This window comes from Roseofilum reptotaenium CS-1145, from assembly GCF_028330985.1.
Classification (GTDB): domain Bacteria; phylum Cyanobacteriota; class Cyanobacteriia; order Cyanobacteriales; family Desertifilaceae; genus Roseofilum; species Roseofilum reptotaenium.
This window is the reverse complement of sequence record NZ_JAQMUE010000081.1, coordinates 1-15,913: the sequence shown is the minus strand read 5'-3', so window position 1 is coordinate 15,913 and position 15,913 is coordinate 1. Positions and strand designations below refer to the sequence as shown.

General features: G+C 46.5%; 10 protein-coding genes. 7 read left to right on the top strand and 3 right to left on the bottom strand.

The features are described from left to right. Positions 1-55 precede the first annotated feature (55 nt). From argH to PN466_RS16955, 3 genes are read right to left on the bottom strand one after another with little or no spacing between them, the layout of a single operon-like run. A complete protein-coding gene (argH, locus tag PN466_RS16965) occupies positions 56-1,447 on the bottom strand; it encodes an argininosuccinate lyase (RefSeq protein ID WP_271941379.1) in 1,392 nt (463 codons plus the stop codon). Positions 1,448-1,472: 25 nt separating this feature from the next. Further along, positions 1,473-1,673, bottom strand: coding sequence for a hypothetical protein (locus tag PN466_RS16960; protein WP_271941376.1), 201 nt, complete (start codon positions 1,671-1,673; stop codon positions 1,473-1,475). A gap of 26 nt (positions 1,674-1,699) precedes the next feature. Then, the gene (locus PN466_RS16955; RefSeq protein ID WP_271941373.1) at positions 1,700-3,142 is read right to left on the bottom strand and encodes a PP2C family protein-serine/threonine phosphatase; all 1,443 of its coding nucleotides are present in this window, start codon (positions 3,140-3,142) and stop codon (positions 1,700-1,702) included. Positions 3,143-3,393: 251 nt separating this feature from the next. Here PN466_RS16955 and PN466_RS16950 point away from each other — a divergent pair, with 251 nt between their 5' ends. The 7 genes from PN466_RS16950 (at position 3,394) to PN466_RS16920 (ending at position 15,611) form a co-directional block, all read left to right on the top strand. Continuing rightward, complete coding sequence (locus tag PN466_RS16950; protein WP_271941370.1) at positions 3,394-9,546, top strand: CHAT domain-containing protein; 6,153 nt, start codon at positions 3,394-3,396, stop codon at positions 9,544-9,546. Between the two features lie 40 nt (positions 9,547-9,586). Continuing rightward, positions 9,587-9,721 (top strand): hypothetical protein, encoded by a 135-nt coding sequence (locus tag PN466_RS16945; protein WP_271941369.1) that lies wholly within the window; start codon positions 9,587-9,589, stop codon positions 9,719-9,721. A 65-nt stretch (positions 9,722-9,786) separates the two neighbouring features. Continuing rightward, positions 9,787-9,954 (top strand): hypothetical protein, encoded by a 168-nt coding sequence (locus PN466_RS16940; RefSeq protein WP_271941367.1) that lies wholly within the window; start codon positions 9,787-9,789, stop codon positions 9,952-9,954. 3 nt (positions 9,955-9,957) lie between these two features. Continuing rightward, a complete protein-coding gene (locus tag PN466_RS16935; protein WP_271941364.1) occupies positions 9,958-11,133 on the top strand; it encodes a homocysteine biosynthesis protein in 1,176 nt (391 codons plus the stop codon). Positions 11,134-11,226: 93 nt separating this feature from the next. After that, entirely contained in the window at positions 11,227-13,464 is a 2,238-nt protein-coding gene (locus PN466_RS16930) for a Na-K-Cl cotransporter (RefSeq protein ID WP_271941361.1), read from the top strand. After that, positions 13,465-14,361, top strand: coding sequence for an EamA family transporter RarD (rarD, locus tag PN466_RS16925; RefSeq protein WP_271941359.1), 897 nt, complete (start codon positions 13,465-13,467; stop codon positions 14,359-14,361). It abuts the gene before it with no gap. A gap of 101 nt (positions 14,362-14,462) precedes the next feature. After that, positions 14,463-15,611, top strand: a complete 1,149-nt coding sequence (locus tag PN466_RS16920) for a hypothetical protein (protein WP_271941356.1) — start codon at positions 14,463-14,465, stop codon at positions 15,609-15,611. Positions 15,612-15,913: the final 302 nt, after the last annotated feature.

Sequence of the window (15,913 nt, the reverse complement as noted above, 5' to 3'; positions counted from 1 at the left end):
GTCTATTAAGGATTAACCTCGATCCGGATAACTAGCAATCCTGAAAAGAAATGGTCTAAGTATCGGAGTTTAAGCGAGACCGAGCCATATCTAGGGCTTGCTGAACCTGTTCAAACCCTGTCCCCCCATAGCTATTGCGGGCGGCTACGACTTGACGGGGAGAGATCGCCTCATAAATATCGGCTTCAAAGGCTTCATGTAAGGCTTTCCATTCGTCTAAACTCAGGTCTTTGAGTAGTTTTCCAGCCCCTAGACTGGTTTTCACGACTTTCCCCACTAAGTTATAAGCTTCTCGGAAGGGAACCCCCTTAGCTGCCAGATAATCCGCTACATCGGTGGCATTAGAGAAGTCAGACTCAACAGCTTCTTGGAGACGGGAAGGACGGAATTCTAAGCCTTCTGCCATTAAAATGGTCATTGCTTCTAGGCAAGCTTGCACGGTTTTGACGGTATCAAAGAGGGCTTCTTTGTCATCCTGTAAGTCTTTATTATAGGCTAAGGGCAACCCCTTCATTAACACCAGTAACCCTTGTAGATGACCAAAGACGCGTCCGGTTTTACCCCGCACCAGTTCGGGAACATCGGGGTTTTTCTTTTGGGGCATAATGCTCGAACCGGTGGCGCAGCTATCTTTGAGGGTGACGAAGCGAAATTCTTCGGAAGACCAGAGAATGACCTCTTCCGCTAACCGGGATAAATGCACCATAATTAAGCTGGCGCTACAGGCAAATTCAATGGCAAAATCGCGATCGCTCACTCCATCTAAACTATTGTTATACACGCGCTCAAATCCCAATAACTTAGCGCTATAGTGGCGATCGATAGGAAACGTGGTTCCCGCTAACGCTCCAGAACCCAAGGGAGAGATATTCACCCGTTTCGCCACATCCGTTAACCGCTCCCAGTCCCGTTGGCTCATTTCCACATAAGCTAACAAATGGTGAGCTAAACTCAAGGGTTGGGCCCGTTGTAGATGGGTATAACCGGGGATGAGAGTCTCAATATTCTGCTCGGCTAAATCAATTAAAACCCGCTGAAATTCCCGTAATTGCGTTTTAATTTTACCAATTCGATCGCGCAGATAGAGCCGCGTATCTGTTCCCACTTGGTCATTGCGGCTGCGAGCGGTATGCAGTTTCTTGCCTACATCTCCCGTAATTTCTGTTAGCCGTCGTTCCACCGCAAAATGCACATCTTCCGCATCAACAGTCGGTTGAAATTCTCCCCGTTGATACTCCTGCAAAACCTGTTGCAAACCTTCCACCAGTTGCTCCCCTTCCGATGCAGAAATAATCCCCGTGTGGGCCAACATTTGGGCGTGAGCGATGGAACCGGCGATATCATATTCAATTAGCTCAATATCAAATCCGATACTCGCATTAAAACGGGCGATCGCCGGATGTAAAGCACTCTCAAAGCGATCGCTCCAGGTTTTTTTCTCAGTCATAGTCGTGTTTCCTCGTTAACGAACCCTAACCACCATAGGTAGTAATTTGGCGAATGATATAGCCCAAAATAATCCCTAAGATAAACGCCCAAACCTGTCCACTTTCAATAAAATTAGCAAAAGCCGTCTTGACATTTGCCATCAGATCGGCATCAGTCTGTTGAGCTAAAACAACACTGAAGAAACCACCAACACCATACAGACTAAACTTAGAACCTAAAGTCATAACTCACCTTTCTAATGAACCACTGATTATCTATGAGGGTCAACTTGCATCACCACAAGGGTCATATCATCTCGATGGTCATTCCCCGGCCCCATAAACTCATTCACCCGATCGAACAGGTAATCTAGAATAGCTTGGGGATTGGCGTAATGCTGACAGGCCAATTGGAAGGCTTCAATCAGGTTTTCTTCATCAAAGCGATCGCCCTTACGATTGGATGCATCTGTAAACCCATCTGTATAGTAGAGAATAATGTCCCCTGGATACAGTTGAGATTGTGCATCTTCATATTCTGAGTTGAGATCCAAACCAATCAGCATCCCCATCGTATCTAAACGTTGGATCAACTGATTCGAGGCTTGCCAGAGCAAAGGCGGATTATGGGCCGCATTGCTATAAGATAAAACCTGGGTCGAAGGATCGTACTCAGAATAAAACAGGGTCACAAAGCGGTTCGCTTGGTCTAAATCCTGGTACATCGCATGATTGAGATGTTGAAGGATTCGCGAAGGAGAATGCCCATTGAGTACTTCCGCCCTCAGCATTCCCCGCAACATCGTCATGATTAAACCAGCCGGAACCCCTTTTCCCATGACATCCCCTACCGTAATACACCAGCGCCTCGACGGTTGAGCCTGAGTGCCAGAACGTTTTAACCATTCTGGGGGATGGATGGAGATAAAATCATAGTAATCTCCTCCAACTCGGTTAGCATTTTGACAGCGAGCGGCCAGTTTAAGTCCTTCAATTTGGGGATAGGTATGGGGTAAGAGTTGATTTTGGATTTCTGCACCAATTTCTAATTCCCGATCCAGTCGTTCTTTTTTGCGTAGCTCTGCCGACAGCTCATCATTTTCAATCGCCACGGCCGTTTGATCGGCGATTAAACGCAGTAATTTCTCGCGAGTTTCCGTCCAGGTATAGTCAGAGTTGCGACTAAATACATATAATCTCCCCCGTTCCGTTTTGCGCACAATTACGGCTGTACCAAATAATTGGGTATGGGAACCGAGATAATGATTCACTTCGCGATCGAGCAAAACCGTCATCTCTTCCATATTCAGCGATCTGCCATGGCGACCACTCAGTTGAGTATTAACCGTTTCTAGGGCTTGGCGAATATCTTGACATTGATGGGAGTCATGACAATGCATTTGTTCAAGTTTCAATTTGCCATTGGCTTGAAATAAAACCAAAGCGCCCCCATCTGCATCCGTTACCCGTGCTGCCATCAAGGGAATTAACTCTAGAAATTGATTGAGGTTGTTAAAACTGCGCAGGGCAAACCCCAAAGACATTAACAGATCTTGAATTTTATTTTGCTCTCGCCTCAGACGGGCCACCAATTCCTTCAGAGCATGGACTGGGGTTTGATCCTCACTCACAGGTTTGGGGGTGCTGGTGGGCAATTGGGGAGTTGAATTGCCGGTGGGTTGGGGGGAAGGTTGGGGAATTGGCACAGCGCTCATTTGCTCGGGTGGCAAGAGTGTAGACAAGGGAGGAATACAGGCTATCTCAAGAGTTCGGTCAGCATCTTTGGGTATTCAGGATACTCTAATCCGGTCAATTGTGGCCGATCCTCGTTCATCTTAATCTATGAGCAGGGAATGGGGAATAGGGAATAAAAGAATAGAGAATAGGGAAAACCGGATAAACTTCAGAGATTCAAAAATCCCAGAGCTATCATGGGGAAGAGCTATACTCTTAGGCTAACCTCATCATGTGGAAATCCATTGCTTCCCTCTGTGTCTGCCTGTCCTGTGCATTACCGACCTATGCTCAAACCTCGATCGCCCCAGCAGGAGACGAAACCGGAACCCAAGTTAATGCGATCGGCAATCAATATAACATTACAGGTGGAACTCAAGCGGGTTCCAATCTTTTCCACAGTTTTCAACAACTCGGTTTAAACCCTGGAGAAGTCGCCAACTTCATCGCTAGGCCCCACATTCAAAATATTCTCGGTCGTGTGGTTGGGGGTGAAGCCTCCCTAATTAACGGACTCCTACAAGTCGTTGGCACTAATGCTAACCTCTACCTGATGAACCCTGCGGGCATCATTTTCGGTCCGAATGCCCAGCTCAACGTCCCCGCAGACTTCACTGCGACGACTGCCACGGCGATCGGATTCGGCAGAGATACCTGGTTTAATCATCAAGGAGAGAATAACTACGCTGACTTAATCGGTACACCCAGTGAATTTCAATTTCCCTACCATAATCCCGGCGTAATTATCAACGAAGGAAAGTTAACCCTTAATTCTCAACAACAACTCACCCTCTTAGGTGGAACCGTCATTAACCTCGGAACCCTAGAAGCACCTGGAGGAAAAATTACCATTGCCGCCATTCCCGGTCAACAAGTTGTCCGCATTTCCCAACACGGTCATTTACTCACCCTAGATCTGCCTTTATCCGAAACTCCCACAACCGAAGAAAGAAACATCCAACCTTCTTCATTACCCGAATTAATTACCGGTGGTTTTCTCAGTCATGCCAGCCAAATTAAAGTCAATCAAAACGGACAGGTTGAATTAACCAGAAGTAACATAAATTTACCCTCCCAAAGTGGACTCAACATCACATCAGGGAACCTAGATGTTTTTGCCAAGCAAGGTGGAGAAATCCATCTCTTAGGAGAACAAATAGGCGTTATTGATGCCAACATAAACGCCTCTGGAAGCAACGGAGGGGGCAGAATTTTTATCGGTGGAGATAGACAAGGACAAGGCATTTTACCCAATGCATCGCGCACCTTTATCAACCCAAATTCTATTATCTCCGCAGATGCCTTAGAAGCAGGAAATGGTGGGGACATCATAGCCTTTGCCGAAGAAACCGCCAGAATATATGGAACCTTAAGCGCCAGAGGGGGGCAACTGTCCGGCAACGGAGGTTTCATTGAAACCAGTGGACTACAATATTTAGACATTACCCAAACCCCAGATACTTCCGCCCCCTTTGGAGAGGGCGGAACCTGGTTAATCGATCCCTATAATGTGGAGATTGTTGCAGGAGCGGGCAATATCGAGATTAACAGCAGCAATCCCTTTTCCGCCACAGGAGATACCGCACAATTAGGAGTTGACTTAGTTAGAGATGCCTTAAAAAACAGCTCAAACGTTGAAATTACCACAGGAATTGGAGGCAGTCAACAGGGTGATATCACCTTATCCACTGACTTGGATTTTGATGACATTGGCAATAGTTCCTTAACCTTAAATGCAGAAGGTGGAATATTTATCAATCGGCCAATTTTTGACAGTAATCTCACTACTCCGGACTCCCTTAATTTAAACTTCCAAGGTCAGAGCCGATCCGTCACTGTCAATGCGCCCATTACCACGCAAGGTGGTGATATTAACATGACTGGAGAAAGTAGTGGTAATGGTATTAGTCTAACGGCATCTCTCAACTCTGGTGGTGGAGAAATTAATCTCACAGGAACCAGCGTAGGATCGGGAAATGGAATCAACATTGAAGTGGGTATTGACTCTGGAGGAGGAGATATTAATATTGAGGCAGCTACTACAGATCTGGTTGCCTTAAATGTTCAAGCTCCTATTAGTTCTGGCACCGGTAACATCAGCCTTATTTCTGATTTACCCTCTATTAACAATAAAATTTCCGGCACAGGTGATTTACTGATCCGACCTCAAAATCAAAATGCTACTATTTTTCTCGGTCCAGATATTCCCGGACAGTTTAGTTTGAATGAAGTAGAAATTGCCCAACAGATTGAGAGTTCAGGAACGGTCACCATTGAAAATACCGGCACGATTAGTATTGCAGCCTTAGATCTCAACAATAGCAGCAATTCTGCTCCTGCTCGACAATATACGCTTGTTCTCAAAGGAGAAACTCTAGAATTTTTCAACACCTTAACTTTAAGTCCCAATCAAACCGGTCAATTTATTGCCACGGGAAATATCTTAGATCGCTCCCCTGTTAATTCAGCGATCTTTGATGGGAACGTTCTTTTAGATGCCAACGCCATTGGTACAGCAACTGACCCCCTGTATATTAAAGGCAGTGAATTTGCTGCAATTAGTCGTTCTGGCGATATCTTTCTTGATACTGGCGATATCTTAATTGCTCCACCTCTAAATACCGTGAGTACAGTTTTAGGGATTAGTGGTATTCAAAGCGCCGGCCAATTAAATATTCAAGGGAGTCAGCGCCTCAATTTAGGCGCTAATTTGACTTCTAATGGAGATATAGCGATCGATCCACCTTTGACTTTAGTCAATGATATTACCTTAGAAAGTAATGGAGAATCGATTAATTTAAACAATACTATTGAGGGCACTCACGATTTAACAGCCAATAGCGACAATATTACTTTTTCTGCTACGGTTGGTAGGCGTATGAACCCCTTAAATAGTTTAACCCTGAATGGAAATACTATCCTGAATGGCAATGTAATGACTACTGGAGTGCAAACCTATAACGGTTCGGTACAAGTGAATAATAACCTGACTTTAGAGAGTGATAATGGAGATATCACCTTTGAGCAGACTATTGAGGGAAGCCAAGATTTTACCCAAGATTTAAAGTTAGATGCAGGGACAGGGAATATCACCTTTAATGGTGATATTGGCAGCAAAAATCCCTTGGCTAACTTCATTCTTGATAGTACAGGTTTGACTGAAATTAATGATACGGTTAACGCCACTCAAATCAGGACTAATGCAGGGGGAACCACTCGGATTAATGGAGAGATTAGTACTACAGGAGAGCAGGCTTATAACGATTCCGTTATTTTAGGAAGTAACGTTACTTTGCGCACGAATAATAGTAATCTGACTTTTGATAATACGGTTAATGGGACAACAGTAGGAGCGCAAAATTTGACTGTACAAACGGGTACAGGAAGTCTAAGATTTTTTGGTGCAGTCGGTAATTCTGTTCCCCTCGGTGACCTTACTTTGATGGCGGATGATATGAGTTTTGACGGTTCCCTAGCTGGAACTGGAAATTTAACCCTAGAACCCTTTACAGAGAGCCAAAATATTCGACTGGGAGGAACAGATACGAATGACTCCAATACGTTAGAAATAAGCAGTGAAGATATTCAAAATTGGCAAGATGGATTTCAGGCGATCGCCGTTGGACGCAATACGTTATCTGGAACAGTAGTGACTGAGGGGAGTTTAACGTTTCAAGACCCTGTTACCCTTCTGACTGGAGCAAGTCAAACCATCAATGGCACACTGACAGGGAACGATAACGCCTCGATTACCTTGAATGCGGCTCAAATCAACTTGAATGCAGATATTACCACTGCCAATAATGATATCAACCTCAGTGGTGCAGTCAATCTGGGTGCAGATGTGCTGCTGAGTACAGGAACAGGAGAGGGTAACCTCAGGATTGACAGGGGAATTGAGGGCAATGCTGCATTAACCTTAGAATTAGGCACGGGCGCGACCGCCCTCAATGGTAATATTGGTGAAACTGACCCTTTGAATAGCTTGAGTGTTCAAGGCAACATTACTACTGGTGAGAGTGATGTATCGGTTACCACTGTTAATGATTTGACGACAGAAGACATCCGCACCAGGGGCCAAGCTCTCAGTTTAACCAGTACTCAAGGGAATATTCAAACCGGAAATCTGGACACATCAGCTACTGGAAGTGGCGCTAATCTTTCTCTAACGAGTTCTACAGGTAGCATTACAACCGGTAATCTGACTGCTACTGGAGACACGGCAGGAGGTGGTATTAATGTCCAAGCACAAGTCTCAATTACCACCGGTAATATTGATTCGAGCGCGACTACGGGAGATGGAGGTTCTGTATTTCTTGACCCCATTGGTAATGTGCAAGTTGGCTTTATTAATGCTCAGGGGGGCACAGCAGGAACTGGGGGCAATGTGTTTACGGAGTCTACAGGGTCATTTTTCCAGGCAACGGGAACGTTTGTTGACCAAAATGGCCAGAACGCCAGTATTTCCACCGCAGGGGGATTGGGTGGGGGAACGATTGAAATTCGCCATCAGGGAGGTACGTTGAATGCACCGAGACAACCCTTTGTGATAGGCAATGGTGGAGTCAATGGGACTCAAGGAGTGATTACAACGGGAACGTTTACCCTATCGAATCGAGAATTGCCCGATTCCTTTACGTTGGGAACTATACAGGTTGTGACTGATGATGGCACAACACCGACAACGGTTACCCCTCCAACAACAGTTGAGCCAATTAATAATCCCGTTGGAGAGCCAACTGTTGAGCCAAGTGTACCGATCTCTCCTGTATCCCCTCCAACGGTTCCTAATCCTTTGATTCCGACAGAGCGTCCTTCTATTTCAGAGTTTCCTACGCCTGCTCCCTCTACTTCTGATGGAGACAGTGGAGAGAGTGGCAATGGTAGTGGCAATGGTAGTGGCAATGGTAATGATGGGAGTGGGGGTAGCGCTCAGACTCCTTCTATACCCCAGTTGCCAGTAGTAGGCTTTGAGGAGGGAAGTTCAGAGAATAGTGATAATGGTGTGGGGAATTCAGTCAATGCGGTGTTACTGGGACGGGAGAATAGGGGGCAGGCGATCGCCATTTCTGCCGATCAAGTCAGCTTAGATCGGGCGATCGCTGCTTTAGAAGATCAATTTACCCGTGAATATGAAATATATTTGGGCTTAGAGGATAATACCCGGATTTTGCAGTTGCGGGAAATTCAGAATGGGTTAGAGGAAGCCCGTCAAGAGATCTCAGTGAAAACGGGGTTGATTTATGTGGCATTTGGTCGTCGGCAGTTGCGCGAGAATGCGGCACTGGTTTGTCCAGTTCCCACGGCTGTGGAGGCAGAAGGTGTCGAGCAATCCCCTGCTTGTCTGCCCCATCCGGAAGATGCATTACAGTTGATTTTAGTTACAGCCAACGAGAACCCCATTCACGTCGATTTTCCGGAGGTAAAACGGGAACAGGTGATGGCGCTCGTCAATGAGTTGCGTCAGGAAGTGACCAATCAGTTTAAGTTGCGAACAACAAGTTATTTAAGTCCAGCACAGAAGTTACATGAATTGCTGATTGAGCCACTCGAATCGACGTTAGAAGAGCAAGGAATTGATACGCTGGTGATGATTCCAGATGCAGGACTCAGGTCTCTACCTATGGCGGTTTTGCATGATGGGGAAGATTTTTTAATCGAGAAGTATAGCTTGGGTTTGGTGCCTAGTTTTAGTTTGACGCTGCCAGAGTATCGGAATTTGCAGGGGGCAGAGGTTTTGGCAATGGGGGCTTCGGAGTTTTCTGAGATGCCTCCTTTACCCGCAGTTCCCGTAGAGTTGCAGGAGATTGGAGGAGAAGATGCTTTTCTCAATCAAGAGTTTACGTTGGAGAATTTAAAGGCAGAACATCAGACGGGACAATTTCCGATTGTTCATTTGGCAACTCATGCGGATTTCCAAGATGGCGCTTCAGATAATTCATTTATTCAGCTATGGGAGTCGCAGATACAACTACCGGATATGAGAGACTTAGACTGGGGCGATCCTCGTGTGGAATTGTTGACATTGAGCGCTTGTCGAACGGCCTTAGGAAGTCAGGACGCGGAGTTGGGGTTTGCAGGGCTGGCCGTGATGTCTGGAGCGAAGTCGGCTTTGGCCAGTCTTTGGTATAGTAGTGATTTGGGGACGTTGGCTCTAATGAGTAAGTTTTATGACCAGCTAGAATCTGCACCGACTCGTGCTGAGGCGCTGCGTCGAGTGCAGTTGGCGATGTTGCAAGGTGAAGTGAGTTTGGATGGGCGACAGTTGCGGGGAACAAGAGGACAAGGGGGGATTACCTTGCCGAAGGATTTGGCTCAGGGAAGTGTATCTTTTTCCCATCCTTATTATTGGGCTGCGTTCACCATGATTGGTACGCCCTGGTAATTGGAGAGAGTTGCTGCTATTGCTATGAGAAAACTAAAACATGATATTTGCCTTTGGCGCGACCTTTGCAATGAGCGATCGTCATGAGCCAGATAGCAGTAAAGTTAAAATAGCGATCGCCCCATCCCCATTACCCATTACCCGTACGAAGCGCTATAATTCTTGGGTTTCCTAGATATTGGACTTCCCTGTCCATCTAGCAGAAACCCACTCCAACTCTATAAACCTTACTCTCTCACCATGAACCGCTCTAAATTTGTGGCTATTTTGACCGGAGCCATTTCGTTACTTTTGGCGATCGCCTATCTGATTCTAGTACAACTGCTTGATTTTCGAGGGGGAATGGTTCCTGCACCTCCCCTATCGACCCAGTATCCACCCTCGATCGTTACTCTGGATATCTCTTAACCCATGCGTACCGTTGCTGAAATCAATCATAAAATTCGCCGCCAAGAAGCCGTGGTGGTTACCGTAGAAGAACTGAAAGCTAGAGTTGCTGAAAGCACGGTTTCTGAAGTCGCCAAACAGGTCGATGTGATCGCCACGGGAACCTTTGAACCCATGGAATCTTCCGGAGCAATGCTCAACCTCGGGCAAACCGATCCACCGATCAAAATCCGTCAATGCTGGATTGATGGAGTCCCTGCCTACTCTGGGTTTGGAGCCGTAGATCTTTATTTAGGAGCCACGCAGATCGCAGAAACACGAGAAGGCGAAACCCTCAAAGATCGGGGGGGAGGCCAGGCAATTGAAGACTTGATTGCGGGCAAATCCTTACATCTACGGGCCCTGGGTCAAAGTACAGATTGCTACCCCAGAGAATCCTTTGAGACCAATATTAGTAAAGAGAGCATTAACCAGTTTTATCTCTATAATCCTCGCAATTTATACCAGAACTTTATTGTTGGAGTCAATGGTGGCGATCGCCCCCTCTATACCTACCTAGGGCCCCTGCTGCCCCGCCTCGGTAACGCGGTATACGCCAATGCTGGGGCCCTTTCTCCCCTGTTCAATGACCCTGACTTAAGCTGGATTGGCATTGGGACACGGATTTTTATCGGCGGGGCGATCGGTTATATTACCTGGGAGGGAACCCAACACTTTCCCCTACAAAAGCGTCTTCCTAATCGTACCCCCATCGGCCCGGCTGCCACCCTTGCCCTCGTTGGAGATGCGAAACAAATGAGCCGAGAATGGGTGAGAGGCTGTTACTTTAAAAACTATGGCCCTTCCTTGATGTTAGGGGTAGGCGTTCCCCTACCTGTTCTGAATGAAGAAGTCGTACAATGCTGTGCTGTGCAGGATAAAGATCTGGTGGCTCCCATTGTTGATTTTTCCATTCCCCGACGCAACCGCCCCACGTTTGGCTTGGTTAGTTATGCCCAACTCAAAAGTGGTAAAATTACCATCGAAGGAACCCCCGTGCGTACCGCTCCCTTAGCCAGCCTCTACCGAGCTCGCCAAGTGGCGATCGCCCTGAAAAACTGGATTGATAGTGGTGAGTTTACCCTCACTGAACCGGTAGCAGCCATTTCTCGCGATCGCTCCTTCCTCCCCCAAGACCGGATTTTAGAATCGACGAATTAATGGCCAGGACGCGGAGATCGGTAAGATGGGGGGATGGGGAGACGCAGAGATTGGCTGTTCCCTATTTCCTATTCCCTATTCCCTATTCCCTTTATGAAAAAAAACAGCTCAAGTGCTGAAGTATCCCAAATATCTGCATCAGACGAGCCAGTAAAAACGGGCTTAGGAACCTTTGGTGGAGTCTATACCCCTTCGATCTTAACCATCCTAGGGGTGATCATGTATTTGCGGTTTGGACGGGTAGTGGGTAGTGTGGGACTGATTCCCACATTGGCGATCGTTACCCTCTCTACTGCTATTACCTTCCTCACAGCCCTATCGATCTCTGCCATTGCCACCGATCGCGTTGTTCGCACAGGCGGTGCATACTATATGATTAGTCGCTCCTTGGGCATTGAAACCGGAGGAGCTGTCGGTATTCCCTTATATTTTGCTCAAAGCCTTTCTATAGCCCTCTATACCATCGGTTTTGCCGAAAGTGTCGCCGCAACCTTTCCCGCTCTTAACCAGCTCTATGTGGGCATTATCACGACAATTTTGGTAGGAATTGTCGCCCTCACTTCCGCCAGTGTTGCCATTAAAGCTCAGTATTTTATTATGGGGGCAATCCTATTATCACTCACTTCTTTTGCCTGGGGTTCAGCTCTTCCTGATGTTACCCCGATGGGATGGGTGGGATCGCCCCCAGAAAATAGCACATCCTTTTGGGCAGAGTTTGCCGTCTTCTTTCCTGCAGTTACTGGAATCATGTCTGGGGTGAGCATGTCAGGAGACTTGAAAAACCCAATACGCTCGATCCCTGATGGCACTCTAGCAGCGGTAGGCACGGGATATGTGATCTATATGATTTTGCCGGTAATTCTGGCCATGCGATCGGATGCGGGCAGTTTGATTGCCGAGCCTCTGATTATGCAACAGATGTCCTGGTGGGGGCCGGCGATCTTATTGGGGGTTTGGGGAGCCACCCTATCAAGTGCCTTGGGAAGTATTTTAGGGGCCCCTAGGGTATTACAAGCCTTAGCCAGAGATGGAGTTCTTCCAGACTGGTTGAGCTTTTTGGGAAGCGGAAGCGGTCGAGAGGATGAACCGCGTATCGGGACAATTGTTACGTTAGGTGTGGCAGTTGCCTTGGTCTCTTTGGGAGAACTGGATCTGATTGCTCCCATTCTGACCATGTTTTTCCTTACCACTTATATGGTTCTCAATGTTGCCGCAGGTATAGAAGGCTTTTTACAAAGTCCCTCCTATCGCCCTGCCTTTAAAGTGCCCTGGTATCTGTCCATTTTAGGGGCGATCGGCTGTTTAGCGGTCATGTTCTTAATTGATGCCATGGCTACTGTGGTTGCCGCCATTATCGTTCTGGCGATTTTCATTTGGTTGCAACGACAGGAACTTGAAGCCACTTGGGGAGATACTCGGCGAGGGATTTGGATGGCTATTCTCCGGGAGGGACTGCTCCAACTCGATCATGCTGAAGACCCGAAAAATTGGCGGCCCCATTTATTGGTGCTATCGGGTATTCCGCGCAAGCGCTGGCCTCTGATTGAGATTGCTGATGCTCTCACCCATAACCGAGGATTAATTACCATTTCTAGTGTGCTTCCAGAAGGTTCGCGGGATCTGTCTCAGCAGGCAGAATTGCAAGTGATGATCCGCGAATATGTGGAAAAACGAGGCGTGCAAGCATTGGTACGAGTGATTACAGCCCCCGATCCTTTTGAAGGGGCGGTACGCTTGGTGGAAAGCTATGGGTTAGGGCCTTTGGTTCCGAATACGGTGTTGTTGGGGGATAGTGAATCCCCTCAACGACGAGATCAATATTGTGAGATGATTGCCCAATTACACCAAGCCAAACGGAGTATCCTGGTGTTTCGGGAAAACCCAGAGCGAGGGTTTGGGAAGCACCGCAGGATTGATATTTGGTGGCGAGGAATGCAAGCCAATGGGGGGTTAATGCTGTTATTGGCTTATCTGCTGCGCACTGATATCGATTGGCATCAGGCACAAATTTTTGTCAAAATTATCGTTACCGATGAAGCGGCGGCGGAATCAGCACGGTTAAATTTGGAACAATTTATCGGTCAATTGCGTTTGGGGGCGATCGCCGAAGTGATTGTTTCCCAAGGACGTTTATTTGAAGATATTCTGCACGAAAGTTCCCAAAATGCCGATTTAATTTTCTTGGGACTGGCTAAACCGGATTTAATTCCAGCCCACCAATACCCCCAATATTATGAAACCTTGCATGATAAAACGGCGAATCTACCCACATTAGTGTATGTGTTAGCAGCTCCCGATTTCGATTTTGAAGAGGTGTTGACTGAAACTTAAATGCAAAGGGTCTTAATCAAGTTGAATATCGGCATTTTCTATGCTGTTTTAGCCTATGGCACTTGGGGGCTTATTCCCCTATATTGGAAGCTCTTTGAGGCGCTGCCAGAGATGGAAATCATCTGTCATCGGATGATTTGGTCTTCTCTGCTGCTATTGGTCGTGTCAGCCATGCAGCAACAACTCACTGAGGTGAAGCGGTTGTGGCGATCGCCGAAAACATTAGCTATTCTACTGGCTACAGCGGGCTTAACCTCCCTCAATGGGGGCATTTATATCTATGGGGTCAATAGCGATCGTGTTTTAGAAGCGAGTTTAGGCTATTTCATTAATCCTCTGTTCAGTATTTTCCTTGGCTTTGTGTTTTTGCGAGAGAAGCTTAATATTGGCCAATGGATTGCCGTTATCCTAGTGATGATAGGCGTGGGATATCTGATTTGGGAACAAGGCCAAATCCCATGGATTGCCATTGGTCTAGCCCTTTCCTTCGGATTATACGGTCTCGTCCGTAAACTTTCTACGATCCAACCCATACCTGGATTAGCTGTTGAAAGCCTACTGATAGCTCCCATTGCTCTCGCTCTAGTCATGCATTGGGCAAAAACCGGCTCGGGTAACTTTGGACTCAGTTTACCCCTGACCTTCCTATTATTTAGTTGTGGGTTAGTGGCTCCTTTACCTTTACTCTGGTTTAACCTAGCAGTGAAACGAATAAACCTCTCAACCTTGGGATTTCTGCAATATATCGAACCAACGATTCAATTAATTTTAGCGGTGTTTCTCTATCAAGAACCCTTTACTCGAACTCACTTGATCTCTTTTAGTTTGATTTGGATCGCTCTGGCCATTTATTCAAGTAATTCTCTGATATCCCTCAATCCAAATCAAAAGTGTTGAATTTTCAAAAAAATAATCCTGAAGGTGGAATCGATCGAACCGGAGGAAATTTCAGGTATGATGAAAGTCAGATCTGTTTTGACTAGATTTTGGGTGTGTTTATGCCATTTTTGACTCGTAACTCTCTACCTCTATCGGTTTCTCCCGATCGCCTCTACGCTGAATTTTTTCAGGAGGAAGCGGGATATAACAGTTGGAAAATGGCATTTCTCGATCGCACCATCGAGCGCTCTCCCTATCGGAGCGATGTTTCAAGCTATGGCGATCGCCTGAAACAATGCCCTAGTTTATACTATGCTGGGTGTAAAAATTATTCTCCACTTAAGGAAAGACCTAAAATTAATGAGAGACGCTTAGATTTTCTGCACCCGGATATTAAGAATGCTTGCATTTGTATTGGTGGATCGGCAGGTGGTGCATTTAAAGCCCAATGGTTGGGGAGGAATGCGCTAGAGAAAGTGGAGTTTTGGAGTGCAACCAAGTTTTTGCAGGTGATTAATGCCCTAACTCAGATAACAGGAGAGTTGGAAGGGGCACAAATTGGAGATTCAGAGACGGTGTATCCCTTGGTGGGTGCGATTAACGATCTAGTGAACTATGCTGAAACCTGCGGCAGTTCTAATGCGATCGCAGCGGCATTTAAGTGTTTCCAAACCTATGCCGATCTGGAAACTTGGGTGAAAGAACTCAGTGGACAAGAGGGTTTGGATTTTCAAGGATTATATGGAGAAGAACCCTTTACTGCCCAGCCAAAAATTACTCGCAATGGGGAAGTCTTGCTCTCGGCTGCGGATGAAGTGAAATCTCGTGCAACTCAACCTGGAGAAAATTCAATCCCAGCTTATGTTCTCACCCGAATTTTATCGATGGTGGGTTGGCATCATCATTTATCTTCATCCGCTCGTATCCCTGGATTGGGGGATTCTCAGCTTGCCCTATTAGTGCCTTGTTTAGGACGAGATTGTGCCCGTTATGTGGATGTGGCGATCGCCAAATTAGGCATACAGATTCAGAATCCAGTGATTCTCTCTAAAATGGGATTTGGGCGCAGTTCTTACCGCGATCGTACGGAACTGACGTATAGCTGTTTTGTACAATTTGAATACCGAGGTCAATTGAAGTCTTTGACGATGACGTTACGCGCCGGGAAGGATTTAGGAGATGGCGATCGTGAAGCTGTAGAATTGGATGCTCGGATGGCAACGGAAGTAACGCAAATTATTCAGAGATTAGTGTTACATCAGTTATAGCACTTCTGGGTTCTTCAGGACATATTATGCTAATTTGAAGTTCACTTATACTGAAAGTCTTACGGAGCAAGGTTTTCAGTATCAAGAATCTGTTGATAAACGAGAATACTTGCCCCGTAAGACTTAGGGGAATTTGGTAGTTGTTAGCATAACTCTCAATCGGTGATATCAAGTCCGATGAATAAGTTACGATATAAATGAAGAGTGTCCAAGCAAAGCAATGCCCCGACTCCTTAAGATAGTCCCCCACCAGAGTAGAGAGTCCCTGGGCGTAGCCTACCATCAAGCAAAAGAGGGCCCAG